This is a genomic window from Acetomicrobium flavidum (genome assembly GCF_900129645.1).
GTDB classification, from domain to species: domain Bacteria; phylum Synergistota; class Synergistia; order Synergistales; family Acetomicrobiaceae; genus Acetomicrobium; species Acetomicrobium flavidum.
This window is the reverse complement of sequence record NZ_FSQZ01000001.1, coordinates 286,242-310,099: the sequence shown is the minus strand read 5'-3', so window position 1 is coordinate 310,099 and position 23,858 is coordinate 286,242. Positions and strand designations below refer to the sequence as shown.

Sequence of the window (23,858 nt, the reverse complement as noted above, 5' to 3'; positions counted from 1 at the left end):
ATTCCATGGAGATCGATAATGAAAAGGAAGTTATTGCCCTAGGTCGGGAGATATTTACTGACCTTTGGAGGCTATTTGGATTCAAGATAATAGTGTGTGATGATCCAAACGACGTGCATAAACATTGGAGGGAGATTAACAGCCAGGATGTAGCCGTAATAATAACGGAAGAAAATTGGTTTTTTAAGATGCCCTTAAGGCTTAGGTTGTTAGCCGAACGTTCCATCAGTCCCGCTTGGGTCAAATTTCCCACATTGCTTCATGAAGGAGAAGATACGCTTGTATGACGACAAAGGCCAAATAAAAGGTATTTCGGGCTCAGTCGTGACGTCATCATGTCCTGTCAATACATCGATATACGAGGTCGCGTATGTGGGCAACGAAGGTTTGCTAGGGGAAGTCGTGAGGGTAAGGAAAAATTTCGCTGACATCCAGGTTTACGAGGACACGACAGGCTTACGGATTGGAGATCGGGTGATATTTACTGGAGAGCTTTTATCTATTAAGCTAGGTCCGGGGTTGCTGGGACAGGTGCTTGACGGCATAGGAAGGCCCTTGGGAAAGCTTGGGGAATCATCTCCATACATATCGAAGGGAACGCATAGGGATGCTATTGGAGGAGAAAGCTGGTCATTTGAGCCCTGTTTAAATAAGGGGGATCGCGTTGGGCCTGGGGATATATTGGGAGAGGTGACTGAGAAAAGCTTCTCTCACAGGATAATGGTTCCATTGAAAATCGGTGCCGGTAAATGCGAGATGACGTGGATAGCGCCTGCAGGCAATTACTCCAGCGACGACGTCGTATGCGAGATAGATGGACAGGCTATCAAATTACATCAAAAGTGGAACGTGAGGGTACCGAGGAACGTCGAAAAAAAGCTAGACTTAGATAGGCCCCTCATAACTGGCACACGTGTGTTGGATGTATTCTATCCCTTGGCTTTAGGTGGTACTGCGGTTATACCAGGAGGGTTTGGAACGGGCAAGACGGTAACCCAACAATCGATCGCGAGGTGGGCTAACGCTGACATCGTAATCTACATAGGTTGCGGAGAAAGAGGAAATGAGATGACGGAAGTCCTAGAGGAATTTCCCAAGTTAAAGGACGTTCGAAAAGATGCTCCCCTAATGGATAGGATGATACTCATCGCCAACACCTCCAATATGCCCGTAGCTGCAAGGGAAGCCAGCATATATCTGGGCATGACCATAGCAGAATATTATAGGGACATGGGATATGACGTGGCAATAATTGCCGATTCCATCAGCAGATGGGCCGAGGCGCTTCGGGAAATTTCAGGGCGATTGGAAGAGATGCCTGGAGAAGAGGGATACCCTGCATATCTTGCCTCAAGGCTTGCTCGCTACTACGAACGATCGGGAAACGTGGTTGCTCTAGGGAACCCAAAGCGCACGGGGTCTATATCGGTGATCAATGCAATTTCGCCTCCTGGAGGCGATTTCTCGGAACCCGTAACCCAGGCCGGCTTGCGACTCTCCGGGTGTTTCTGGGCATTGGATAAGGCCCTTGCCACGAAGAGACATTTTCCATCAGTCAACTGGACTCAGAGCTATTCTTTGTATACTGAGACGTTAAACGAATATTTTGTGACTCATGTGTCCGAGCAGTGGGCACTGCTTAGGGAATTTGCCCTTAGGGCGTTGAATGAGGGGAAATCCCTGCAGGAGATCGTTCAGGTAGTGGGAAGAGACGGCCTTACGGAAGATGAAAAGTGGACCCTCAAGCTCTCTGAATTGATCAACATATTTTACCTTCAGCAGAACGCCTTTGACGTAATAGATGCCTATTGCGACCCCGATAGACAGCTTGCAATGCTGAAGACATTAAAATCATTAGATGACGCAGTAAAAGATTCCTTAAGCAAGGGCGCTTTATTTGAACAGATTGACTCCCAACAGGCCTTTGCAAGGGATCTCATGGACCTGCGCTTGAGCAAGAAGGAAGATTATGAGGATATGTCGAATTCTTATATTATGAGGCTCAGAAACGATCTGTCAAACCTCACGGCGGTGTAGATGATGATGAGATTGCCGAAGGAAGGATATAGGACCATCGAGAAAATAGCCGGGCCTTTACTCTTCGTTAATAAGGTAAAGGGAGCTGGGATCGGGGAAGTCGTAAGAATCGTATCTAATTTTGGGGAAGATTACGGCCAAATTCTTCAGATAACAGAAGAGCTTTGCGTCATACAGGTCTTCGGTGAGACGATGGGACTTTCGCCGGGAAATTCAATCGTATGGCTCGAGAGGGACGTAATAAAGATACCTCTCGGCATTGCCCTTCAGGGTCGCATATTAAACGGCCGGGCTGATCCAATAGATGGAGAAGGCCCGATATCGTGCATTGAAATGTGGGCACCCATACAGGGAAACATCATAAATCCTTGGAGGAGAAAAAGTCCTAATAAATTCATCGAGACGGGGATATCAACGATTGACCTTATGAACACCTTGGTAAAGGGGCAAAAGCTTCCCATCTTCACGGGAACGGGGCTTCCTGCCAATAAGTTGGCAGCTCAAATTGCTAAGTACGCTGGCACTGATGCGTCTTCTAATGGCAAGGAACCCTTTTTGGTGGTATTTGCAGCAATGGGCATCACACAAAGGGAGGCCGCATATTTCAGGCGGGCATTTCATGAAAGCGGATCGATATACAGAGGGGTGTTTTTCTTCAATTTAGCAGAAGATCCATCCATAGAAAGGATCCTTACGCCAAGGATGGCCTTGACCGTGGCCGAATACTTCGCCTTCGAAAGAGGGTATGACGTTTTAGTGATATTGACGGATATGTTGCACTACTGCGAAGCGCTCAGAGAGGTGAGCTCGGCGCGAGAGGAAATTCCCGGTCGCAGGGGATTTCCTTCATATATGTATTCCGATCTGGCAAGCATTTACGAGAGAGCAGGCTGTATCTCCGGCCTCAAGGGAAGCATCACCCAGATTCCAATCGTAACGATGCCCGATGACGATCTGACCCATCCTGTGCCGGATCTGACAGGGTACATCACTGAGGGGCAAATCGTCATGGATAGGTCACTTCATGGCAGACAAATATTTCCCCCTATAGATGTGCTATCCAGCTTGAGCAGGTTGATGAATAAGGGCATAGGGGAGAAATCCACCGTTCCGGAACATAGATCGTTATCAGATCAGTTGTACGCTGCATACGGGCGCTTCAAGGACCTCGTGAGGCTCAAGGCCATAATCGGAGAAGAGGGGCTTACTCCTACGGAGCTGTCATACCTGGACTTTGGAGAGAAATTCGAGACGTACTTTGTAAATCAGAAAGACAAGCGTCGATCCTTGGAAGAAACACTTGAATGTGCTTGGGATTGTCTGTTAACCTTACCAAAGGAAGAGCTTCATCGCCTGCCCTCATATTTGATCGAGGAGATGTCGTTTAAAAGAGGGATGAAATTTTGAGCCGTAGGCCGCTGACCAGGGACCAACTCTTGGAGGTAAAGCGTAGCATCTCATCCCTAAAAAAGAGCAAGGAGATACTGGAGAGAAAAAGAGATACCTTATTGCAGCTCATGGAGGACGATAAAAAGCGCTTCAGGGAAATAAAAGGCGCTTTTTTGCGGAGTTGCACTAAGATATATTCGTCCTATGCGTTGGCGCGACTGCACGACGGGGAAGCATCAATATCCCTTTTGGGGATTAGCATCCCCCAAAGTAAGGTTGCCCAAAGGCTCAATCAGGCCATGGGATGTAAGTATCCGTCCTTTTACCCCGATGAGAACTTTCCGTCGCCCATGGAGCTTTACGATCCCATGCTTTTTTCCATTTATATAGATATGCTAATACAGGATCTGGCGGAGGCAAGAAAAGTGCTTTGGGAGTATATAAATTTACATGTAAAATTAAAAGCGTTGGAAGGAGAATTGCATAAAACGCTTCTTAGAATAAACACCATGGAACAAAATCTCTTGCCCAAGCTGGAGGAAGAGAAGCGCCAGATCACTTTCTATTTAAACGAAAAGGAAAGACAAGAGAGGTTCATCACGAAAAGCTGGTTGAAGAAGAGAAAAATTATTGGGGGGTAACACATATGAATATGGACAAACTGATGAAACAGGCTCAAAAGATGCAGGCACAGATGTTGAAAATCCAAGAGGAGCTGGCCAAAGAAACCGTTGAAGGCGAAAGCGGAGGAGGAGTAGTTAAGGTAAAGTGCAACGGGCAGGGGGACTTCGTCTCCATTTCCATAGATCCAGCAGTAGTGAACCCCGATGACATTGAAATGCTGGAGGATTTGATTCTGGCTGCCATTAATGATGCCCAAAGAAAAAGCAAGGATCTGGCAAACGAGAGATTAAGCAAATTTGGAGCCGGCTTTGGATTGCCGGGACTCATGTAAAGCAGGTGAAATGATTGGCTTTGTCGAAGCCGTTAGAGGATTTGATGCGGCTATTTGAGAGGTTTCCTGGCATAGGAGAAAAGAGTGCCAGGAGGATGGTGCTTTTTTTACTTCAACAGCCGAAAGGTTTTTCCGAAGCCCTTGCCGAGGGCATACGTAAGTGTAGTTCGTCTCTCCATCCATGCAGCATATGTGGAAATATTACCGACGACGATCCCTGCTCGATTTGCAGCGACCCCTTTAGGGACAAATCTACGCTGTGCATCGTAGAATCCGTCGAGGACTTAATCACCCTAGAGCAGGCCGGCATATATAATGGGCTTTATTTCGTCCTGGGAATGTTATATTCTCCCTTAGAGGGTGAAGAGGTATCACCTCAAGTCCTGGAGCGTCTCGTTAAGAGGGTATCGCAGGGAGATATTAAGGAGGTAATATTGGCTTTCAGCCCCAAGGTCGAGGGGGAGCTGACGATGAACCTGATAACATCGGTTCTGGATCCCTTGCCTGTAACTGTAAGCAGGTTGTCTTATGGTTTGCCCGTTGGCGGAAGCGTGAGCTTTGCGGACAGGACAACGCTACATGCTGCATTGGAGGCTAGGACATGCTTAAAAAGAGGCGAAGGCAGACAATAAACGGGAGGTAAACTTTAATGCAAGAAGGCATGGGACGACTTGTCAACATAATAATAAGGACCCTTTTAAGCATATTGGGCGCTATAGCCGGATATCAGTTAGCCCAATACCTATCCGGAAGTCCCTGGTGGCCAAAGAGCACTTTAATGCTGGATCTTTCCATGTGGGGGCTCGTGATTGTTTTTTCTGCCTTTATCGGTTATTTGTTGGCCCCCCTCTTCATCCGTGGCATCGCCCGAATCGGTCAGATATTTGAAAGATCCCTGCAAAGCTTTACATGGCAAGATCTATTTGTCGCCATATTGGGATTGATTGTAGGATTAATTGTGGCCAACTTATTGGCTATGCCCTTATCGGCCATACCGAACCTGGGTTTTTATTTGGCTATTTTGCTAAACATAATTTTGGGATACATAGGTTTGATCATCTTTTTAAGGAGAAAAGACGAAATCGTGAGCATGTGGTCCTCCTTCGAGGTCTTTAGGGATAGATTTCACTTGAAAGGGAAAAGGACTCGAGAGGAAGACGTGCACGACAATATAAAGATCCTCGACACCAGTGCGCTTATTGATGGCAGGATACTTGACATCGCAAAAGTGGGTTTCATAGAGGGTACATTATGCATCCCCGCGTTCGTGCTCTTGGAGTTGCAGGCTATAGCCGATTCGACAGATCCTCTCAGGAGGGCAAAGGGGCGCAGGGGGATGGAAGTGGTCGAGGATCTTCAAAAGCTCCCCGATGTAAAAGTCGAGATACTGGAGCAAACCCTTAAAGAGCTCAAAGTGGATACGGTCGACGAAGGCCTCATAGAGCTGGCTAAAAAACTGAGGGCAAAGATAATAACGACGGATTATAATCTCAACAAGATCGCCAGCATTCAAGGGCTTTCGGTGTTGAACGTAAATGATCTAGCCAATGCCTTAAAACCGGTGCTTATACCAGGCGAGACCTTGGAGGTGGATGTCATCAAGGAAGGCAAGGAGCCCAATCAGGGAGTTGCCTATCTAACTGACGGGACGATGCTGGTCGTCGAGGATGGGGAGAAATACATCGGCAAAAGGGTTGAAGTGGTCATAACATCCCTGCTGCAAACTTCAGCAGGGAGGATGATATTTGGCAGAGTAAAACGTGAGGCAAATTGATGTTCCATAAAAGATGTTCTTTCGTATTGTTAGCTGGGGGAAGGGGCGCCAGGATGGGAAGCCCCTTCAAGCAATTTCGGCCCTTGGGCGGCATTCCCCTGTGGGCATGGGGGTTAAGGCTAGCCAACAGGTTGTATTCCATGGGGTTGATAGAGGAAGCGGTCGTGGTATTTCCGAGGGACATCGATTTTACCGATCAGATCGAGCACCTCGACAAGTTTGATATGCCCTCTAAGATCGTTAAGGGCGGAGAGACGAGGCCAGCGTCATCGCTTGCCGGTGTGACTGCCTCTTGCGGCGATTACGTATTGGTCCACGATGCAGCTCGCCCCTTTGCCTCTGTGCGTTTGGTTAAGCGTATAATATCGGCCCTTACACCGGAAAGCGGGGTGATACCGCTAACTCCGGTCAGGGATGCCTTGAAAAGGGTGTCCGGTAAAGGAGATATCTTTCCGGTGTCTAGGGAAAACTTATGGTGCACACAGACACCTCAAGGATTTCCGCGAGAGGAGTTGATTGCCGCTATGCAGTTAGCCGGCGACAATATATCAGACGAGGCCGAGGCATGGATAAAGGCAGGTCATGAGATTAAATTTGTAGAAGGAGAACCAAATAATATTAAGGTCACCTATGAAAGCGACTTGAAGTTTTGTGAGACTATAGCACAGGGGATGGGCCAATTCAGGGTGGGGCATGGCTTTGACGTACACCCCTTACGTCCGTGGCGAAAGCTGATCTTGGCAGGATGCGATATCCCCGATGCACCCTTGGGGCTTGACGGTCATTCCGATGGCGATGTGATATCCCACGCGGTGGCGGACGCCTTGTTGGGAGCTGCCGGAGAGCCAGATCTGGGTACCCTTTATCCAGCCTCCGACGAACGGTACAAGGATGCATCGAGCCTCATCTTCTTGCAGGAAATATCTCGCCTTTTATCTCAGAAAAATTGGAGCCTGATATGGCTTGATGTAACATTGGAAGCGCAGCTACCAAGGCTTTCGGGATACATCGAACGATTTAAGGAGAATTTGGAGGACGCATTGTCTAACCTAATTTGGAATAAAGGAAAAGTTGTGAATATAAAGGTAAAATCAGGAGAAGGCGTTGGTGCAGTTGGAAGAGCTCGTTGCATGAGGTGTCATTGCATAGCGACGATGAGGGGGGATATTCTGTGAGAAAGGCAAATGGAAGGTCGATTTTGTTCGCCGTCATGATTGCCATAGTCCTTCTCTTATCAAAAAAGGCCAATGCGTCTCGACCCTATCCTTGGATCCATGACTCGGGAGCTAAAATTGAACTACATGTCGGCGAAAGGGTTATAGCTTCGGTACCCAAAGAAAAGGTGGACATCGTGTTATCATGTCTAAATAAATTGGAAAAGATTTTTGGGCAACAGCGAAAAAGTTACGACTACTATATCAAGAAATGCGATAACGGAACCTTTGTAATATCCTACAGAAACCGAGAGGACATCTTGACGATAACCCCCGATTTGGCCAAGTTTCACAAAAGCACGCCCATGATACTGGCAGGACTTTGGCTTACCAATATCTATGAAGCCCACTACGGAACATGGGATGTCGACAAAGAAGGTGCCCCCGACGACGTAATTGCCACTTGGTACGGAGGGCCAAGATGGAACGGAAACAGAATGGCCAACGGGGAGACTTTTTACGACTGGCAGCTAACTGCAGCGTGCAATGACGTTCCCCTGAACTCAATGGTGAGGCTATCAAACCCAGGCAATAAAAAAAGCGTTATCGTCAAGGTGACAGATCGATGCGGGAAGGATGGCATGGTTGACATGTCAAAGCTAGCCGCTGACTTGTTGGACGTCACTCGCAGGGGTATATCCAAGGTCAAGATGGAAATATTGTACGCACCAAGCCATTAATCGACTTAGGAAAGGAGCCATTGCAAAATGCGCGTTAGAACTCGTTTCGCTCCGTCGCCCACGGGCAATCTGCATATAGGCGGTGCCAGAACTGCTTTATTTAATTGGATATGGGCGAAAAAATGGAAGGGAAGTTTTGTGCTTCGCATAGAGGACACCGATAAAGAAAGGTCCTCTATGCAGTTCGAGGAATCGATAAAAAATGACCTATTGTGGCTGGGCCTTAATTGGGACGAAGGCCCTGATGTGGGAGGCCCTTATGGTCCGTATAGGCAAAGTGACAGATTTGGCATATATTATGATGTCCTTGAGAAGTTAAAAGATCTGGGTTGTGTTTATCCTTGTTATTGTACCGTAGAAGAACTGGAAAGCGAAAGGGAAAATCAGTTGGCCAAAGGTTTACCGCCGAAATATTCAGGAAAGTGCAGAAACCTGTCTGATGAAGAGCGAAAAAAACTCGAAGAGGCTGGCAGGCTCCCTTCTTGGCGATTTAAGGTCCCACAAAAACCTGGCAAAGTGGAGTTCTACGACGAGGTACATAAACACTACGCGCTTTCCTACAGAGAAGTTGGTGACTTTATATTAGTTCGTTCCGATGGCATTCCCACTTATATTTTTGCTGCGGTGGTAGATGATCACTATATGCAAATTACACACGTGATCCGCGGCGACGAACATCTCCCGAACACGGTCAGGCAAGTCCTGTTATATCAGGCTCTTTCGTGGGATCCCCCTTCATTTGCCCATATACCCATGATCCTTTCGAGGGAGGGCAGGAAGCTAAGCAAAAGAGAAGGAGCCGAGGGCATAAGCGAGTTGAGGGAAAAGGGCTATTTGCCTGAAGCGGTGAGGGCTTATCTGGCGACGTTGAGTTGGGCCGTCGAAGGAGAGGACTTCTTGTTTGACCCTGATGCTATGGCACAGGCATTCGACCTTTGCAGCATATCGAGATCTTCTCCAATACATGATGAAAATAGACTGAGATGGTGGGGCAATAAGGCCCTAAAACAAAAAGATGCCCTTTGGCTCGCGGAAAGGCTAATGGCAATAGCAAGGGAAAGGGACCTTAAGCCTTCGTGTTCGAGCACAACTTTAGCCTCATTATTGCCTGAGGCCTTATCCGACCAAGCCACAATTATTGAGGTGTTTGATAGTCTGATCTGGCTTTTTATGAGGCCACAGAAATCCGATGAGATGCCTTTGTGGATGGAAGAGCTTGCCAAAGAGCTCAGCGGGGTAGGTAGATGGGATAAAGAGGAGATAGAAAGGGTTTTAAAGGCCTTTCAAAGAAAACTTGGCATTAAGGCAAAGGAGTTCTTCCATCCTATTCGTATGGCTATAACCGGAAGCCATTGGGGCCCACCTCTGCCACTCGTCATGGAGGTCTTGGGAAAAGAGGAGGTCTTGTTCAGATTAAAGCAGGAAAACTAAAATAACGAACTTTAATTAAGGAGGATCGACCAATGGAATTCTCAGACAGATTTGTCTCTTACGAAGGATTTACCTTCGATGATGTGTTGCTGGAACCACGTTACAGCGAAGTAATACCTTCTCAGGTCTGCGTGAAGAGCTTCTTTACCAACCAAATAGAGCTAAACATTCCCATATGCAGTGCCGCTATGGACACGGTAACAGATGGACGCTTGGCAATAGCAATTGCCAGGGAAGGGGGCATAGGCGTTATCCACAGAAACATGACACCGGAGGCTCAGGCCGAGGAGGTAGACAAGGCCAAACGCAGCGAATCTGGCGTCATCGTGGACCCCTTTTACTTGCATCCCGATGATACCCTGCGTGATGCCGTTGCCTTGATGGAGCATTATCATATATCGGGGGTGCCCATAGTTGATGCCGATATGAAGTTGGTGGGGATAATAACCAATAGAGATCTACGCTTCATAACCGACTATGACCAACCCATAAGGGATGTGATGACAAAGGAAAACCTCATAGTTTCATCCGTTGGCACAACCTTGGAGGACGCGAAGGCCATATTGATGAAACACAAGGTCGAAAAGCTGCCCATCGTCGATAACGAAGGTCACCTAAAGGGATTAATCACAATTAAGGACATCATAAAAGCCAAGGAGTTTCCGAATGCCGCCAAGGACCCAAGGGGAAGGTTGCGCGTTGCCGCTGCTATGGGCGTTGGGGCAGATGCCTTATCGAGAGCCGATCAACTGGTTGCGGCAGGCGTCGACGCCATCGTGGTAGATACCGCCCATGGCCATTCAAAGCTTGTCTTGGATACTATACGCAAGCTTAAGGAGAAATACGGCGATTTGCCGATAGTTGGCGGCAACATAGCGACAGAAGAGGGGGCACGAGCCCTAATAGATGCTGGCGCTGATGCCGTGAAGGTGGGAGTAGGACCCGGATCAATATGCACGACACGAGTTATAGCTGGCATTGGGGTGCCTCAAATTGCTGCGATAATGAATGCAGCCAAGGTCGCCAAACCCAGGGGGGTCAAGGTCATAGCGGATGGCGGAATCAGGTACTCGGGAGACATAACCAAGGCAATAGCAGCAGGAGCAGATGTCGTGATGATAGGTTCGCTCTTTGCCGGTACCGAGGAAAGTCCAGGGGAAGAAGTGATATATAGAGGCAGATCGTTTAAAAGCTACAGAGGTATGGGATCGCTGGCGGCTATGAAGGAGGGCAAGAGTAGGGATAGATATTTTCAGGAAGGAGTTACGGAGGAAAAGCTGGTTCCAGAGGGCATAGAGGGCTTAGTGCCCTATAAAGGCCCATTGTCGTCCCTGATATATCAATTGGTGGGAGGACTAAAGGCTGGAATGGGCTATGTGGGAGCCAGGGATATAAAGGCCCTGCAGGAGAATGCCCGTTTCGTCAAGATAACTGCGGCCTCCGTAAAGGAAAGCCATCCTCATGACGTCGTGGTCACCAAAGAAGCCCCTAACTATTGGATGGAGTAGGCCTCATATGATGGCTATTCAATATTTGGGCAACTTTATATTGACGGAATGATAAAATGTTGTTATAGTTAAAAACGCGATCGCATCGGTGAGTGCGATTGATCTTTTGTATCTGGGAGGAGCAAAAATATGTTAGGTACTGTTAAGTGGTTTAATGCAACGAAGGGCTATGGTTTCATTACTTCGGAAGATGGCAAAGACGTCTTTGTGCATTATTCAGCTATTGATATGAAGGGCTTTAAGACGCTTGAGGAAGGCGACAAGGTGGAATTTGAAGTCGTCGAAGGGGCGAAGGGGCCACAGGCAGCTCACGTAAAGCGCGTTTAATGTAAGTTATTTCAAAAGGGACGATAAGACGGGTTTGACAATAAGACAGGAGGAAATTTTCCTCCTGTCCATTTTTTATTTGGACCAACGCTCTATGCCGATTGCTATTTGACCCAATGATATGCATTCGTCGTTTGGTGAGGTATTTTTGTGCACGAGAGGCTCTAAGCCGGCCCTTCGCAAAAGCGCACAGGTGACGTTTAGCAGCCTCTTGTTTTGCCATACTCCTCCGGAAAGTGCCACGTGGCGGATTCTCGTTTCAAGGGATATGTCCTTGCAAGCTTGGGCTAGCGCTGCAGCGAAGCCGTCATGAAAGCCGGCAGCCAGCCGCTCTTTCCTTTTGCCGCCCATTAGCCCCATAATCAGCCATTCTATGGCAGGACGCCAATCCAGAATGAGATGGCCGTTTTCGCGTTCTAACCGAAAAGGCGCACATTCCCTTCCCTTTGCTAGGGCTTCCAGCTCTATGGCGGCCTGCGCATCGTAGGTTACGGCATCCCGTAGTCCGAGCAAAGAAGCGGCGGCATCAAAGAGCCTTCCGGCAGACGAGGTTTTTACGTAAATATTCATATTTCTGATCAGGGCTTCTGACGTCCTTTTACGGTCAGGCCAAAATTTATCGGCCAGTTCCATAGATTTATCAAGCCCAAAAGTTTTAAGCAATATTGAAAGTGCAAAACGCCAAGGTTCCAAGACTGCCTTATCTCCTCCGGGAAGCGGCGCTTCCAAAAGGTGTCCCCATCTGATAAAGCTCTTGGCATTGCCTACCAGTATTTCTCCTCCCCAGATGTTGCCGTCGTCGCCGAAGCCAGTACCGTCTAAGATTAAGCCCATGGCCTCTCCTTGGAAATCGTTATCCCAAAGGCAGGCAGCCAGGTGGGCATGATGGTGTTGGACTGCAAGGCTGTCTTTTACCTCAGGCAATTTATCTTTTGCTATCTTCGTCGACAGATACATAGGGTGCTTGTCGTGCACTAAGAACAGGGGAGAAATTTCATAAAGCGACAAAAACATATCCATGACATGCTCATACAAGGCAATGCTTGCCACTTCCTTTAAATCGCCCAGGTATTGGCTTGTAAATATATAGTGATCGTGAGATACGGAAAAGGTCGACTTCATCTCTCCGCCAGCACCAAAAATAGGCGGTAGCACGTCTTTTGAGATGTAAGGTTGGGGCACATACCCCCTTGCCCTTCTCGTGAAGATGGGCGTATTGCCGGCCATGGCTATGACTGAGTCGTCTATCTTGACGTAGATATCGCGGTCATGCATAAGATAATAATCAGTTATAGACGCAAGCTTTTGAAGGGCTTCCCTATTTCCGGCAACCAATGGCTCATCGGACAAATTGGCGCTCGTCATGATTAGCAAATCCAGGTCTTCGTCTTCCAGCAGCAGATGTTGTATGGGCGTATAGGGCAACATGACTCCGTAAGTATCTATATTTGGGGCTACATAAGCCGATAGCAAAGGGCCGCATCCCTTTGCTTTGGGACAAACCACGATTGGCCTTCTTGGCGAAGCTAAAAGCTTTCTTGCCATGCCGTTGAGCAACACGACCTTTTCGGCTGCCTTAAAATCTTTGGCCATTAGAGCAAAGGGTTTGTCCGGTCTTTTTTTTCGAGCTCTAAGAGCCCTTACGGCTTCATCGTTTCTCGGATCGCAGGCTAAGTGGTATCCGCCGATTCCCTTTACCGCTAGAATACGACCTGCCTTGAGATGCGCCTTGGCCAACGCTATGGCTTCATCGTTCGATGCCAGCTTCTTCCCGCGAGCATCGCAGAGCCATAATGTGGGCCCACACTCTGGACATGCGTTCGGTTGGGCGTGATAGCGCCGGTCGGTCACGTCGTTGTATTCGCTACTGCAATCATCGCACATGGGAAAGCATGCCATGGTGGTCTTTGTCCTGTCATAGGGCAACTCCTTGATAATTGTGTACCTTGGACCGCAATTTGTGCAGTTGATGAAGGGATAACGATACCTTTTGTCATTGGGGTCTCTCATCTCCTGCAGGCAATCATCGCAAGTTGCGATATCCGGCGGTATCAATACCAGCTGCATTTCCTGCCTTTCGCTTGCCTTTATTGTAAATTCCCCTATTGGCCCTAACAGTTTTTCCTCGCTAATGATCTCTATTGTCTGGATCATCGCGAGGGGGGGAGCTTCATCAAGCAGCTTCTTTGAGAACTCGTCTATGTTTTCATTGCTGCCGCAAAGTTCGATCAAGACTCCTGATGAGTTGTTCTGTACGCTTCCGCCAAGCTTTAACTCCTTCGCAAGCTTGGCGCAAAAAGGCCTAAAGCCAACACCTTGAACGATGCCTTTGACGAGTAAGACTTTTCGAATCACTATTGACATACCTCCTCGCAACAGGCATTGTAATCCCATGAGAAATTTGTTTCAATGGGAGGCGTAATTTCATGTCTTTATTTGAAAGAGGTTTAATTCATGTATATACTGGTAACGGTAAGGGGAAAACTACCGCAGCTATGGGATTGATAGTCAGGTGCGTAGGCCATGGAGGGAAGGTTGCCATGGTCCAATTTATGAAGGGCTGGCCCTTTTACGGCGAGATAAAAGGGCTAAGCTATCTTCCTGGTGTGGATTTATTCAGGACGGGGGGCGATAAATGCTTCAGAAAGGGCGAGCATACAGAGGCTGACTTAAAGGAAGCCCAAAGAGGCCTAGCAATCGCCAGAGATTGCGTTACAGACCCAAAATACGATCTGGTCGTATTGGATGAGATAAACGTTGCCGTCGATTTCGGTTTGCTCTCCCTATCGGATGTGCTAAACTTGATCGGCATAAAGTTGCCGACCATAGAACTAGTGTTGACGGGACGGCACGCTCCTAGGGAATTGATCGAGATAGCCGATCTGGTGACGGAGATGGTAGAAGTCAAGCATCCGTATCAAAGGGATATCATGGCAAGAAAGGGCATAGAATACTAAATTATTAAAGGGGGGCCTTTGTTGGAAGAATTGGTACAGTTGAAAGACTTTCACGACCTGACGGAGGAAGAGCTTTTATCGAAACTTAATTCATCGGGCGAGTATGGTTTATCGCAACAGGAAGCCCAAAGGCGTCTGCAAATTTATGGTCCAAACGAGCTGGCAGAGGAAGAAAAAGTCCCATGGTGGAAGTTTTTTATAAGACAATTTAAAGGCCCAATGGTCTACGTCTTGGCCGCTGCAGCCTTGATAAGCCTAGTTATGGGCGAAAAGCTGGATGCCGGAGCTATACTGATCGTAATACTGATCAACGCGACAATAGGCTTTTTCACCGAGTATCGCGCCGAAAAGGCTTTGCAGGCGCTTAAATCCATGGTTGTCCGGCAGGTCAAGGTGCTTAGGGATGGGGAAGTCCGCTTGGTGGCATCTGAGGAGCTAGTGCCGGGTGATATAGTGTTGCTTGAAGCGGGCGATGTAGTCCCGGCTGATGGCAGGCTCCTTGAAGCATATTTGATGGCAGTGGATGAGTCGCCATTAACGGGGGAATCGGTCCCGGTGGACAAATTTGTAAAGACATTGCCCAAAGACACCCTTCTGCCTGACAGGACGAATTGCCTCTATGCGGGAACGGCGGTAGTGCGTGGAAGCGGAAAAGCTCTGATATGCGCTACAGGACTTAATACCGAGCTTGGCCGCATAAGCAAGATGCTTCAAACGGTGGAAAAACAAGAGGTCCCGTTGGAGGCGCGCCTTGCCAAATTTACCCATTTCCTGATAAAGCTTGTGTTAGCTATCGTGGTGGCCACGGTTGCATTGGGCGTATTGGAGGGCAACAAACTTTTGCCAATGCTTCAGACTGGAATAGCGCTGGCCGTAGCTGCCATCCCGGAGGGGCTTCCCTTTGTTGCGACCATGACGTTAGCCCTAGGGGTTCACAGGATGGCAAAGCTCAATGCCCTGGTGAGAAACCTGGCATCGGTGGAAACACTAGGAAGCACGTCCGTGATATGTACGGATAAGACCGGAACGATCACAGTAAATAAGATGACCGTCAGGGAGCATGTGCCAGCCAGCGATGAGGCAAGAGAGCTCATGTTTAAAGTCGCTGTCTTATGCAACAATGCCACGATTAACGGTGAAAATAGCATAGGCGATCCCATGGAGATCGCACTGCTTAAATGGGCCAGCGATAACGGCTACAATCCGACTCAAATAAGAGAACAGTATCACAGGTTAAAAGAAGATCCCTTCGATTCCACGACCATGCGCATGGCTACTTATCATGAAGAATGGGTGGCCGTGAAAGGGGCGCCCGAACGTTTACTTGATGACTGTAAATTCATCTATGATGAAGGCGGGTTACGGCCGCTTTCCTTGGATATTCGCAATAGATGGCAGGAAAACGTGGAAAGACTGGCCAGCATGGGCATGAGAACCCTTGCATTTGCCTTCGGTAAGTCGCTAGATGAACTGGCCTTTTTGGGAGTTGTGGGGATCATGGATCCTCCCCGCGAAGAAGTAAGGGAGGCCGTTGCATCCTGTCGCGAGGCCGGTATCCACGTCATAATGATAACAGGCGATCACGTAACGACTGCCGTGGCCATTGCAAAAGAGGTCGGCATAATAAACCAAGATAAGTTTGAGGCACTAGAGGGCAGACAGATCGCCGAGATGAGCGAGGAGGAAATAGCCAAGCGAGCTAGGGAAGTCGCCGTCGTTGCAAGGGTGTTTCCCGAACACAAGTTCAAAATAGTTAAAGGTCTTCAAAAGGCAGGCGAAGTTGTGGCAATGACGGGCGACGGAGTAAACGATGCCGTAGCCTTAAAGCAAGCAGACGTGGGAATAGCCATGGGAATTCAGGGTACCGAGGTCAGCAAGGAGGCTGCTGATATTATCCTTGAAGATGACAGATTTGCCACCATAGTAAATGCCATTGCCGAGGGCCGCAGGATATTTGACAACATCAGGAAAGCAGTAATGTACCTCCTATGCTGCAATTTAAGCGAGGTTCTCATCGTATTTGGCGGGATATTGCTTAGGTTGCCGGCTATCCTCCTTCCCCTTCAAATACTTTGGATAAACCTTGTGACTGATGTAATACCGGCGTTGGCGCTGTCTCTTGATCCTGCCGAGGCTGACACCATGAAAAGACCTCCCAAGAGGAAGGACGAGGACATCCTGACGAAGGCTTATCAGGTAAAGGTTGGTATTTTTGGAACAGTGATGTTTTTGGGTGTCCTTGGTATAACAGTGTATGTCTTAAAGTGCTTGGGATTTTCTCCGCTTAAGGCTACGGAGATAAGCTTTCACAGTTTGGTTTTAGCTCAATTGTTCTTCGTCTTCAACGTAAGGGAGGCCAGCTTTTTGAGGCGACCTTCTGACCTTTTGAACAACCCGTTTCTTTTCTTCGGAGTGCTTGCATCGATCCTGCTTCAGGTGAGCATTACCTATATTCCTATATTTCAAAAGGTCTTGAGGATAGTCCCGCTGTCGTTAAACGAATGGGGGATTGTATTGATCGGAGCTCTGATTCCAACAACCATCTTGCAGTTGTATAAATTGATTAGAGGCGAGTGATCGTAAATTTGAAGGTCATTGTGGCGATGAGCGGTGGTATCGACAGTTCATTTGCGCTGTGGCTGCTTCTCAAGCAAGGATATGATGCGATAGGATGTTATCTTTTGATGTCTGATGGGCACGAGGAGGACATGAAAAGGGCCCAAGAAATTTGCGATCGCCTAGGGGTCTCGTTTAACGTCGTCGATGTAAAAGATCGGTTTAGCAATGAAGTCATAAAGCCCTTTATAAGGTCTTACTCAAAAGGGGTAACTCCAAACCCATGCATCTTCTGCAACCCCGGCGTTAAGTTTAAAGTCCTCTTTGAGATGCTTGAAAAATTTGATGCCGATATCCTAGCGACAGGACATTATGCTAGAATTGTTAAAAGTGATTTAACTTATAATATTGTCAGGGGCAAAGATCTTAAAAAGGAACAAAGTTATGTACTCTATCGCCTTAAAAAAGAATGGTTGAATAGGATAATTTTCCCCCTTGGCGACTGGACAAAGGACGAGGTTAAGGCAAAAGCCCGAGAGATATTTGGAGAGGTTTTTCGTGACGTTCCCGAAAGCGCTGACCTCTGTTTCTTGGGGGAGAAAGAAAAATTTAAGGACTTCATTGCGACAAATGCACAAGCAACGAAGGGGCCCATAATATCCACAAAGGGCGATTTATTGGGGTATCATGACGGATTAGTATTTTATACGGTAGGGCAAAGGGAAGGCCTCGGACTATCCAACGGACCGTGGTACGTTTTGGAAATACGAGCCCAAGACAATACTCTCGTTGTCGGCAGAAAGGCGGATTTATACAAGCGTACCATAATTTGTATTCATCCCCATTGGCTTGAAAGACCCATGGTTGGGGCAACATACGCAGCACAACATCGGTACAAGGCTATACCTAAAACGGTCATGTTAACTTCTCTTGATGAGGGGGAGTTCGTAGCGGAAGCAATTGAGTCCCCCTTCTGGGGCGTTGCGCCGGGTCAGTCATTGGTTCTTTATGACGGTGAGATAGTCGTAGGAGGAGGCATTATTGCCAGTTTTGAGAGATAACCTAGAGTTTATATGGTTTGTTAAGGGGGTAAGAGAATGTCATCTTTATTGGAGGAAAAGCGGGTACCTAAGGAATTACTTCGTCTTAGAGTTCCCATAGAAAAATTTCATTTCACGACCACCGCGGAACTGGTTAGCGACAATAGGTTGATAGGACAGGAAAGGGCAGCTAAAGCCGTTTCTTTTGGGTTGTCCCTCGATAAGAAGGGATACAACATATTCGTGGTGGGCAATCCGGGAAGCGGTCGTATGACCTACGCAATGAGACAGATAGAGGCGAGGGCAAAAAAGACGGCAGCTCCGGATGACTGGCTTTATGTCCATAACTTTGACAACCCAAGCTCACCCATAACGGTTAACATGCCGGCCGGCCAGGGCAAGCGGTTTGCTCAAGCGATTGCGGATGTCATCGAAGAGCTTAAGTCAACTTTAAGTAAGGCCTTTGAGGATAGCCAATATGAAGATGCAAAAGCTCAACTTGTCAAGGAGTTTCAGGAACAGGTTAACGAATTGATGGAACGTCTAAGGGGCATAGCTCAACAGAACGGGTTCGTCATAAAGCGCACTCCTCAGGGATTCATAAACATTCCATTAGTGAAGATCGAGCAAGATGGCAAAGTAGTATATAGAGAGATGCAGCAGGAGGAGTTTGAGGCCCTTCCGGAAGAAGAGCAAAGGAGATTGCAGGAAATATCGGAGAAGATATCTCAACATACCCTGGAGACCTTAAGGAGGATCCGAGATCTCGAAAAGGGGCTCAAGGATAGGATAAGGGATCTCGAAAGGAATATATCCCGCAATGCCATAAGCCCCTTCATGAGCGAACTTAAAGACAAGTACGCCAGATCGGAAAAGCTCTCCAAGTGGCTCGATTCCATGGAGGAAGACATCATCAAAAATTTCAATATATTCGTGGCAGCTGCGAGAGACGAAAACATTGAGGTTGACTTCGGTAAGTACATGGTTAACGTCTTCGTCAGCAACGATCCGGATAAAGGTGCACCCGTGATTAGGGAATCCAATCCGACCTATTACAACCTCATGGGCAAGGTGGAGTACGAAAGCAGGCAGGGTTATCTCTATACGGACTTTAGGAAAATAGTCGCTGGAGCGATCCATAGGGCAAACGGCGGATATCTGGTATTGGAAGCAGAAGAGCTGCTTCGGCAATACTTATCCTACGACGCCTTGAAGCGTGCCCTAAAAGATGAACAACTCACTATCGAGAATTTAGGTGAACAGTGGGGATTTGTGCCCGTCTCCTCTCTTAGGCCGGAACCTATTCCCTTAAACGTCAAAGTCGTGATAGTGGGTACCCGCTACATTTACTACTTGTTGAGCCTGTACGATAAGGAATTTTCCGAGCTGTTTAAGATAAAAGCAGATTTCGACATCGATATGCCGCGAAACGAAGCCACGGAATATGATATAGCGGTATTCGTGGCTGAGTATACACAACAGGAAAAATTGCTCCCCTTTAGCAGGGAGTCAGTGGGCGAAGTCATAGAGTTTGCCTCGAGGCTTGCCGAGCATCAACGTCGAATGACCACGCAGATGAACAAAATAACCGAGGTATTGGTAGAGGCGACCGCTTGGGCAAAGGCAGAAGGCAAAGAAGTGGTAGAGGCCTCGCATGTTCGAAAGGCAATTAGCGAGATGCGCTATCGTGTCAGCCTTATCGAAGATCGCTTGTTCATGTCCCTCGAGGAAGGAATACTTCGCGTCGAAGTAGACGGCGAAAGGGTTGGCCAAATAAATGGGTTGACCGTAATAGACATGAGAGAGCACTCCTTTGGACATCCCGTTAGGATCACATCTAACGTCTACATGGGACAAGAGGGAGTCGTAAATATAGAAAGGGAAGTAAAGCTCACGGGGCCGATCCATAACAAAGGGCTGTTGATACTTTCGAGCTATTTGGGCAAAAAATATGCACAGGACATGCCGCTCACTTTGTCTGCCAGGATAGCCTTTGAGCAGACCTACGAGGAAATAGAGGGTGATAGCGCATCATCCACGGAGCTATACTGTTTGCTGTCGTCGCTATCGGGTTATCCGCTCAAACAGGGCATCGCAGTCACGGGTTCAGTTGATCAGTTTGGAAACATACAACCCATAGGGGGAGTGAACGAGAAGATCGAGGGGTTCTTCAGATACTGCAAATTCCGTGGTTTGACCGGCAAGCAGGGCGTGATGATCCCGAAACAAAACCTCATCCATCTGATGTTGGATCATGAGGTGTTGGAGGCCGTAGAGAGCGGCAAGTTCAACATATGGGCTATAGAGACTGTCGACGAAGGGTTAGAGATATTGACCGGCGTGCCTGCAGGCACACCTGACGAGTCAGGCAAATATCCGGAGGATTCGGTTCATGGCAGGGCTAAGGCAAAGCTTAGGCTGCTCATGGAGGAGGCCGCAAAGCTCAAGAAGGCCCTTCAGAAAGATGAAAAAGATGGAAAGGAAAGCAGCAGTAACGATAACTAGCAGGGCAAGTTTGGGGGATATTGTTGATCTTAAATTGCCCGATCAAAGGTGGGTCCTTGAAGTTTTAGAAATTCTGGCGGGCCTGTGGGGTTACCTTCGGCCCGCCAGAATGACGCGGGAGGAGCCCCTGGACGGGCTTATTTTGACCGTGCTATCCCAAAACACCAATGACAAGAATAGGGACAGAGCATACGTACTTCTGAAAGCGCGCTTTCCAAGGTGGGATGAAGTACTTGCGGCTACACATGAGGAGATAGCATCTGTCATCAGGCCTGCCGGACTGTCCAACGTAAAAGCAATGAGAATCAAGGAAATCCTCAAGATAGTATCCGATCGTTTTGGCGACTGCAGTCTAAGGGATCTCCGAAGGATGAAAAAAGGGGATATAGTCGAGTTTTTAAGCTCCCTGCCGGGAGTTGGTCCCAAGACTGTCGCATGTGTTCTCCTCTTCGACTTGGGGTTGCCGGCCTTCCCCGTCGATACTCACGTAGGAAGGTTGTGCAAAAGGATAGGCTGGGTGAGCGCGAAATGCAGCCCGCCAGAAATCCAGAAGATCATGGAATCTATCATACCGGAAGAGCTGTATTGGTCCGCCCACTTAGACCTCATATCCCATGGCAGGAATATCTGTTTGGCAAGAAAGCCCCAATGTGGGGAATGTCCCTTAAATGAACGCAAGTTGTGCCTTTATCCGTTGGAAGGTGATGTCGATGGCAGGTAGGTTTACTGTATCCGTAACCCGTGCTTCCTCATATGAAGAGGAAGAAGTCTATAAAGCCTTGATGGATGCCCTAAAGATGATCGATGAACCTTTAAAGACTGATTTGCCTGAGATGCTGTTCAAGGTGAACCTCCTTGCACCGAAATCACCGGAAAATTGCGTTACGACTCATCCATCCCTTGTAAAAGCTTTGATGAAGTTTGCAAGAAGCAGGGGATTTTTGGGAAAGATCGTGGTAGCTGATTCGCCAGGGCATCTTTATGCCGATAGGAAAGAGGAACTTTTGACGCTAACGGGAATGTATGACGCAGTGAAAGGCGACGACAACGCCATGGCCACTGTACTATCGGACTTGGGTTTCGTGACCCTTGAAAGACCGGAAAACTTCGTCCTAAAAAATCCCAGGTTGTCCAAGCGCTATTTCGATGCCCCGTACGTGGTGAACGTGGCTAAATTGAAGACGCATGCCGAAACAGAGATTACTGCGTGCATAAAAAATTGTTTTGGGATTGCAGATACGGACACCAGAAAGAAAGCCCATCTATCGGTATCGATAGAGAGGTTGTGTAATGCAATAATTGATTTATATTTAGCAAATCCTCCCAAGCTAAATATCCTAGACGGCATTTATGCAATGGAAGGAAACGGTCCGACTCACGGCAAACCTAGGTTCGCAGGTCTTTTGATGGCGTCAGAAAACGCATTGGCTCTAGATTTCGTGGCCGCCAAAGCCATGGGTTATCGTAATCCTTTAAGCATACCATTGCTAAAATTGGCTGCAAAAAGAGGGATAGGGCCATCGTCCATGAACGACATAGACATCCTTGGCGTAAATCCCGAAGATCTTGAAATCAAGGGGTTCATTAAGAGCTCCTCTTCGCTCAGAATGCTTCCCACTTGGTTACGAGGATGGACGCACAGGTGGGTAGCGTTAAGGCCGACACTTCAAAAGGCCACATGTATCAAGTGCGGGGTGTGCGCTAAAGTATGCCCCAAGGGCGCCATCAAGATGGACCCCTTTCCCGAGATCGATAGAGGGTCATGCGTGAAGTGCCTATGCTGTCATGAAATGTGTCCAACTGGAGCAATGGAGGTCAGCGAGAACTTAGTGATGAAGCTGCTCAGGGCTTAACGCAAAAATAGAAAGGAAAAGACAAGAAGAGGACGACAGGATTTGATGTCGTCCTCTTCCATCATATCGCCAATTCTTTAGCTTAAGTTACTCAGGTCTCGACTCGCCCTCAAACGTTTTAAGCCTCTCAAGTACCATTTTGTAGCCATCTGCGCCATACTCGAGAAACTTCTTGACGCGGCTTATCGTCGCTGTGCTAGCACCAGTTTGCTGTGCTATCTGAGGATAGGTATATCCCTCTTCGAGCAGCCTGGCTACCTCCAACCTCTGAGCGAGGGCTCTAATTTCACCGATCGTTGCCACATCCTCCAAGAAGTTGTAAATCTCATCGACGTTTTTTAGGACTAAAAAGGCCTTGCACAGCTGGTCGGTTAGACGATCTTTCCACTTCTCAGCCATTCTTTATCCCCCCTTTTTAAAGCATATCTTGATGATTCACGCTTTATTGTACGACTTGTCATCGCCAAATTCAATATTACAGTTTTAAATGTGCATTTGTCAAGGGGTAGAAAATAACTAAGCTATAACAAATTCAGCATTGGGTTGTCGCACCATGGAACGAAATGTTTGAATCACATAGTTCAACTCGTCTTCCTTTCCTATGGAAACGCGCATCCAAGTGTAATCCTTTATGTCCAATTCAAGCATATTAACCCTAATGCCTCTCTCTTTCAAAGAAGCGCATACATAATCTTTATTCAGCTCCGTGCGAATTAACACGAAATTGCCTTGGCTTGGATAAGCGTAAAATGACTCTATCTCGTTAACCTCTTCTATGAACTTGTCGCGCAAAAATCTGATGCTGTAAACTCTGCTTTTCATCCACTCATCATATTCTAACATCGTGCAGGCGATCTCCTGTGAGATCACATTGACGTTGAAGGGGCTTTTTATTTCAAGCAGATCATTAGCTATCCTTTGGGAGCATAGGGCATAACCGACTCTAAGTCCTGCAAGACCCCATGCCTTTGAAAGTGTCCTCAAAACGCATAGATTGGAGGGCATTTCTTCATTCATGACATCCAAAGAAGATTTAGAAGCAAATTCAACATAAGCCTCATCCAGGACAAAGGGACAGCACGAGAGCTTAGCTACTTCTATTAGCCTGGCGGGGTCTATAAACATGCCCGTAGGGTTATGAGGATTATCGAGCAGGATAAGCTTAGGAGAAACTCTGGATATTGCATCTAAAAGCTGCTCTATATCCAAAGTGACCTCATTGTCGTTAAAGTTCAATGGCAAAAGATGTTGTTCGGCTCCAAATATCTTACAAAGGCGGCTATATTCTGAAAAGCAGGGGTAGGTTGTGAGCACCCTATCCCCAGGTTTTACGTAAGCCATGAACAACATCGACAGGATTTCATCGCCGCCGTTGCCTATTACTATACGCTCTTGGGGAAAATTCAATTTTGCGCTTAACTTGCCTCTAAGCTTCGTGGCATAAGGATCAGGATAGCGATTGAGATCGACGCCGGAAATCAGCTTTCGCATCTCCTCTCGGGGAGAGGGGGGTAGCTCAAAGGGATTTTCGTTCTTATCTAATCTGAATTCTCTATCTAATGTGAATGTAAGATCACGTAACATCATGTAATCCTCCTAACGATTTATTAAAATAAACGCATGACGCAGCCA

21 protein-coding genes are annotated in these 23,858 nt (G+C 47.6%); 18 read left to right on the top strand and 3 right to left on the bottom strand.

Translation table 11 applies throughout. The features are described 5' to 3' along the window. Positions 1-5 precede the first annotated feature (5 nt). From BUQ78_RS01515 to BUQ78_RS01460, 12 genes are all read left to right on the top strand, one after another. A complete protein-coding gene (locus BUQ78_RS01515; protein ID WP_014806689.1) occupies positions 6-287 on the top strand; it encodes a hypothetical protein in 282 nt (93 codons plus the stop codon). Further along, positions 280-2,037 carry a V-type ATP synthase subunit A gene (locus tag BUQ78_RS01510; protein WP_084532146.1) on the top strand — a complete coding sequence of 586 codons (1,758 nt, stop codon included), beginning with the start codon at positions 280-282 and terminating at the stop codon, positions 2,035-2,037. Before BUQ78_RS01515 ends, BUQ78_RS01510 begins: the two co-directional genes overlap by 8 nt. 3 nt (positions 2,038-2,040) lie before the next feature. Continuing rightward, positions 2,041-3,444 carry a V-type ATP synthase subunit B gene (locus BUQ78_RS01505; RefSeq protein ID WP_318259445.1) on the top strand — a complete coding sequence of 468 codons (1,404 nt, stop codon included), beginning with the start codon at positions 2,041-2,043 and terminating at the stop codon, positions 3,442-3,444. Next, on the top strand, positions 3,441-4,067 hold the full coding sequence (locus BUQ78_RS01500; RefSeq protein WP_074199063.1) for a V-type ATP synthase subunit D: 627 nt from the start codon (positions 3,441-3,443) through the stop codon (positions 4,065-4,067). The genes BUQ78_RS01505 and BUQ78_RS01500 overlap by 4 nt, the downstream gene beginning before the upstream one ends. 5 nt (positions 4,068-4,072) lie before the next feature. Next, positions 4,073-4,381 (top strand): YbaB/EbfC family nucleoid-associated protein, encoded by a 309-nt coding sequence (locus BUQ78_RS01495; protein ID WP_014806693.1) that lies wholly within the window; start codon positions 4,073-4,075, stop codon positions 4,379-4,381. Between the two features lie 14 nt (positions 4,382-4,395). After that, the gene (gene recR / locus BUQ78_RS01490; protein ID WP_014806694.1) at positions 4,396-5,013 is read left to right on the top strand and encodes a recombination mediator RecR; all 618 of its coding nucleotides are present in this window, start codon (positions 4,396-4,398) and stop codon (positions 5,011-5,013) included. A 17-nt stretch (positions 5,014-5,030) separates the two neighbouring features. Continuing rightward, positions 5,031-6,155 carry a PIN/TRAM domain-containing protein gene (locus BUQ78_RS01485; protein ID WP_014806695.1) on the top strand — a complete coding sequence of 375 codons (1,125 nt, stop codon included), beginning with the start codon at positions 5,031-5,033 and terminating at the stop codon, positions 6,153-6,155. Next, complete coding sequence (gene ispF / locus BUQ78_RS01480) at positions 6,155-7,330, top strand: 2-C-methyl-D-erythritol 2,4-cyclodiphosphate synthase (protein ID WP_074199062.1); 1,176 nt, start codon at positions 6,155-6,157, stop codon at positions 7,328-7,330. The genes BUQ78_RS01485 and ispF overlap by 1 nt, the downstream gene beginning before the upstream one ends. Further along, positions 7,327-8,049 carry a septal ring lytic transglycosylase RlpA family protein gene (locus BUQ78_RS01475; protein ID WP_074199061.1) on the top strand — a complete coding sequence of 241 codons (723 nt, stop codon included), beginning with the start codon at positions 7,327-7,329 and terminating at the stop codon, positions 8,047-8,049. Before ispF ends, BUQ78_RS01475 begins: the two co-directional genes overlap by 4 nt. Before the next feature lie 27 nt (positions 8,050-8,076). Beyond that, positions 8,077-9,480 carry a glutamate--tRNA ligase gene (gltX, locus tag BUQ78_RS01470; RefSeq protein ID WP_074199060.1) on the top strand — a complete coding sequence of 468 codons (1,404 nt, stop codon included), beginning with the start codon at positions 8,077-8,079 and terminating at the stop codon, positions 9,478-9,480. Between the two features lie 32 nt (positions 9,481-9,512). Beyond that, the gene (guaB, locus tag BUQ78_RS01465) at positions 9,513-10,988 is read left to right on the top strand and encodes an IMP dehydrogenase (protein ID WP_074199059.1); all 1,476 of its coding nucleotides are present in this window, start codon (positions 9,513-9,515) and stop codon (positions 10,986-10,988) included. Between the two features lie 129 nt (positions 10,989-11,117). Next, the gene (locus tag BUQ78_RS01460; protein ID WP_009201128.1) at positions 11,118-11,315 is read left to right on the top strand and encodes a cold-shock protein; all 198 of its coding nucleotides are present in this window, start codon (positions 11,118-11,120) and stop codon (positions 11,313-11,315) included. Positions 11,316-11,390: 75 nt separating this feature from the next. On the opposite strand, the gene hypF is transcribed toward BUQ78_RS01460, so the two are convergent. Beyond that, positions 11,391-13,679 carry a carbamoyltransferase HypF gene (gene hypF / locus BUQ78_RS01455; protein WP_074199058.1) on the bottom strand — a complete coding sequence of 763 codons (2,289 nt, stop codon included), beginning with the start codon at positions 13,677-13,679 and terminating at the stop codon, positions 11,391-11,393. A gap of 62 nt (positions 13,680-13,741) precedes the next feature. Here hypF and cobO point away from each other — a divergent pair, with 62 nt between their 5' ends. The 6 genes from cobO to BUQ78_RS01425 are packed head-to-tail and all read left to right on the top strand — an operon-like array spanning position 13,742 to position 22,226. Beyond that, the gene (gene cobO, locus BUQ78_RS01450; RefSeq protein WP_014806701.1) at positions 13,742-14,272 is read left to right on the top strand and encodes a cob(I)yrinic acid a,c-diamide adenosyltransferase; all 531 of its coding nucleotides are present in this window, start codon (positions 13,742-13,744) and stop codon (positions 14,270-14,272) included. A gap of 21 nt (positions 14,273-14,293) precedes the next feature. Next, positions 14,294-16,849 carry a calcium-translocating P-type ATPase, PMCA-type gene (locus tag BUQ78_RS01445; RefSeq protein WP_074199057.1) on the top strand — a complete coding sequence of 852 codons (2,556 nt, stop codon included), beginning with the start codon at positions 14,294-14,296 and terminating at the stop codon, positions 16,847-16,849. Further along, entirely contained in the window at positions 16,846-17,889 is a 1,044-nt protein-coding gene (gene mnmA / locus BUQ78_RS01440) for a tRNA 2-thiouridine(34) synthase MnmA (protein ID WP_084532142.1), read from the top strand. The genes BUQ78_RS01445 and mnmA overlap by 4 nt, the downstream gene beginning before the upstream one ends. Before the next feature lie 36 nt (positions 17,890-17,925). Further along, entirely contained in the window at positions 17,926-20,373 is a 2,448-nt protein-coding gene (locus BUQ78_RS01435) for a Lon protease family protein (protein ID WP_074199056.1), read from the top strand. Next, entirely contained in the window at positions 20,333-21,094 is a 762-nt protein-coding gene (locus BUQ78_RS01430; protein WP_074199055.1) for an endonuclease III domain-containing protein, read from the top strand. The genes BUQ78_RS01435 and BUQ78_RS01430 overlap by 41 nt, the downstream gene beginning before the upstream one ends. Beyond that, on the top strand, positions 21,084-22,226 hold the full coding sequence (locus BUQ78_RS01425) for a DUF362 domain-containing protein (RefSeq protein WP_318259443.1): 1,143 nt from the start codon (positions 21,084-21,086) through the stop codon (positions 22,224-22,226). The genes BUQ78_RS01430 and BUQ78_RS01425 overlap by 11 nt, the downstream gene beginning before the upstream one ends. 87 nt (positions 22,227-22,313) lie before the next feature. Here the strand turns inward: BUQ78_RS01425 and BUQ78_RS01420 are convergent, their stop codons facing one another. After that, positions 22,314-22,625 carry a YerC/YecD family TrpR-related protein gene (locus BUQ78_RS01420; protein WP_014806706.1) on the bottom strand — a complete coding sequence of 104 codons (312 nt, stop codon included), beginning with the start codon at positions 22,623-22,625 and terminating at the stop codon, positions 22,314-22,316. Positions 22,626-22,742: 117 nt separating this feature from the next. Further along, the gene (locus BUQ78_RS01415) at positions 22,743-23,810 is read right to left on the bottom strand and encodes a pyridoxal phosphate-dependent aminotransferase (protein WP_318259442.1); all 1,068 of its coding nucleotides are present in this window, start codon (positions 23,808-23,810) and stop codon (positions 22,743-22,745) included. Between the last annotated feature and the right edge of the window lie 48 nt (positions 23,811-23,858).

Excerpts from the sequence above, each read along its gene's own strand:
- ispF (WP_074199062.1), top strand. The coding sequence starts at position 6,155 with ATGTTCCATAAAAGATGTTCTTTCGTATTGTTAGCTGGGGGAAGGGGC.
- BUQ78_RS01515 (WP_014806689.1), top strand. The coding sequence starts at position 6 with ATGGAGATCGATAATGAAAAGGAAGTTATTGCCCTAGGTCGGGAGATA.
- BUQ78_RS01415 (WP_318259442.1), bottom strand. The coding sequence starts at position 23,810 with ATGTTACGTGATCTTACATTCACATTAGATAGAGAATTCAGATTAGAT.
- BUQ78_RS01425 (WP_318259443.1), top strand. The coding sequence starts at position 21,084 with ATGGCAGGTAGGTTTACTGTATCCGTAACCCGTGCTTCCTCATATGAA.
- BUQ78_RS01430 (WP_074199055.1), top strand. The coding sequence starts at position 20,333 with ATGAAAAAGATGGAAAGGAAAGCAGCAGTAACGATAACTAGCAGGGCA.
- BUQ78_RS01460 (WP_009201128.1), top strand. The coding sequence starts at position 11,118 with ATGTTAGGTACTGTTAAGTGGTTTAATGCAACGAAGGGCTATGGTTTC.
- BUQ78_RS01485 (WP_014806695.1), top strand. The coding sequence starts at position 5,031 with ATGCAAGAAGGCATGGGACGACTTGTCAACATAATAATAAGGACCCTT.
- hypF (WP_074199058.1), bottom strand. The coding sequence starts at position 13,679 with ATGTCAATAGTGATTCGAAAAGTCTTACTCGTCAAAGGCATCGTTCAA.
- BUQ78_RS01435 (WP_074199056.1), top strand. The coding sequence starts at position 17,926 with ATGTCATCTTTATTGGAGGAAAAGCGGGTACCTAAGGAATTACTTCGT.
- gltX (WP_074199060.1), top strand. The coding sequence starts at position 8,077 with ATGCGCGTTAGAACTCGTTTCGCTCCGTCGCCCACGGGCAATCTGCAT.
- BUQ78_RS01420 (WP_014806706.1), bottom strand. The coding sequence starts at position 22,625 with ATGGCTGAGAAGTGGAAAGATCGTCTAACCGACCAGCTGTGCAAGGCC.
- BUQ78_RS01495 (WP_014806693.1), top strand. The coding sequence starts at position 4,073 with ATGAATATGGACAAACTGATGAAACAGGCTCAAAAGATGCAGGCACAG.
- BUQ78_RS01505 (WP_318259445.1), top strand. The coding sequence starts at position 2,041 with ATGATGAGATTGCCGAAGGAAGGATATAGGACCATCGAGAAAATAGCC.
- guaB (WP_074199059.1), top strand. The coding sequence starts at position 9,513 with ATGGAATTCTCAGACAGATTTGTCTCTTACGAAGGATTTACCTTCGAT.
- cobO (WP_014806701.1), top strand. The coding sequence starts at position 13,742 with ATGTCTTTATTTGAAAGAGGTTTAATTCATGTATATACTGGTAACGGT.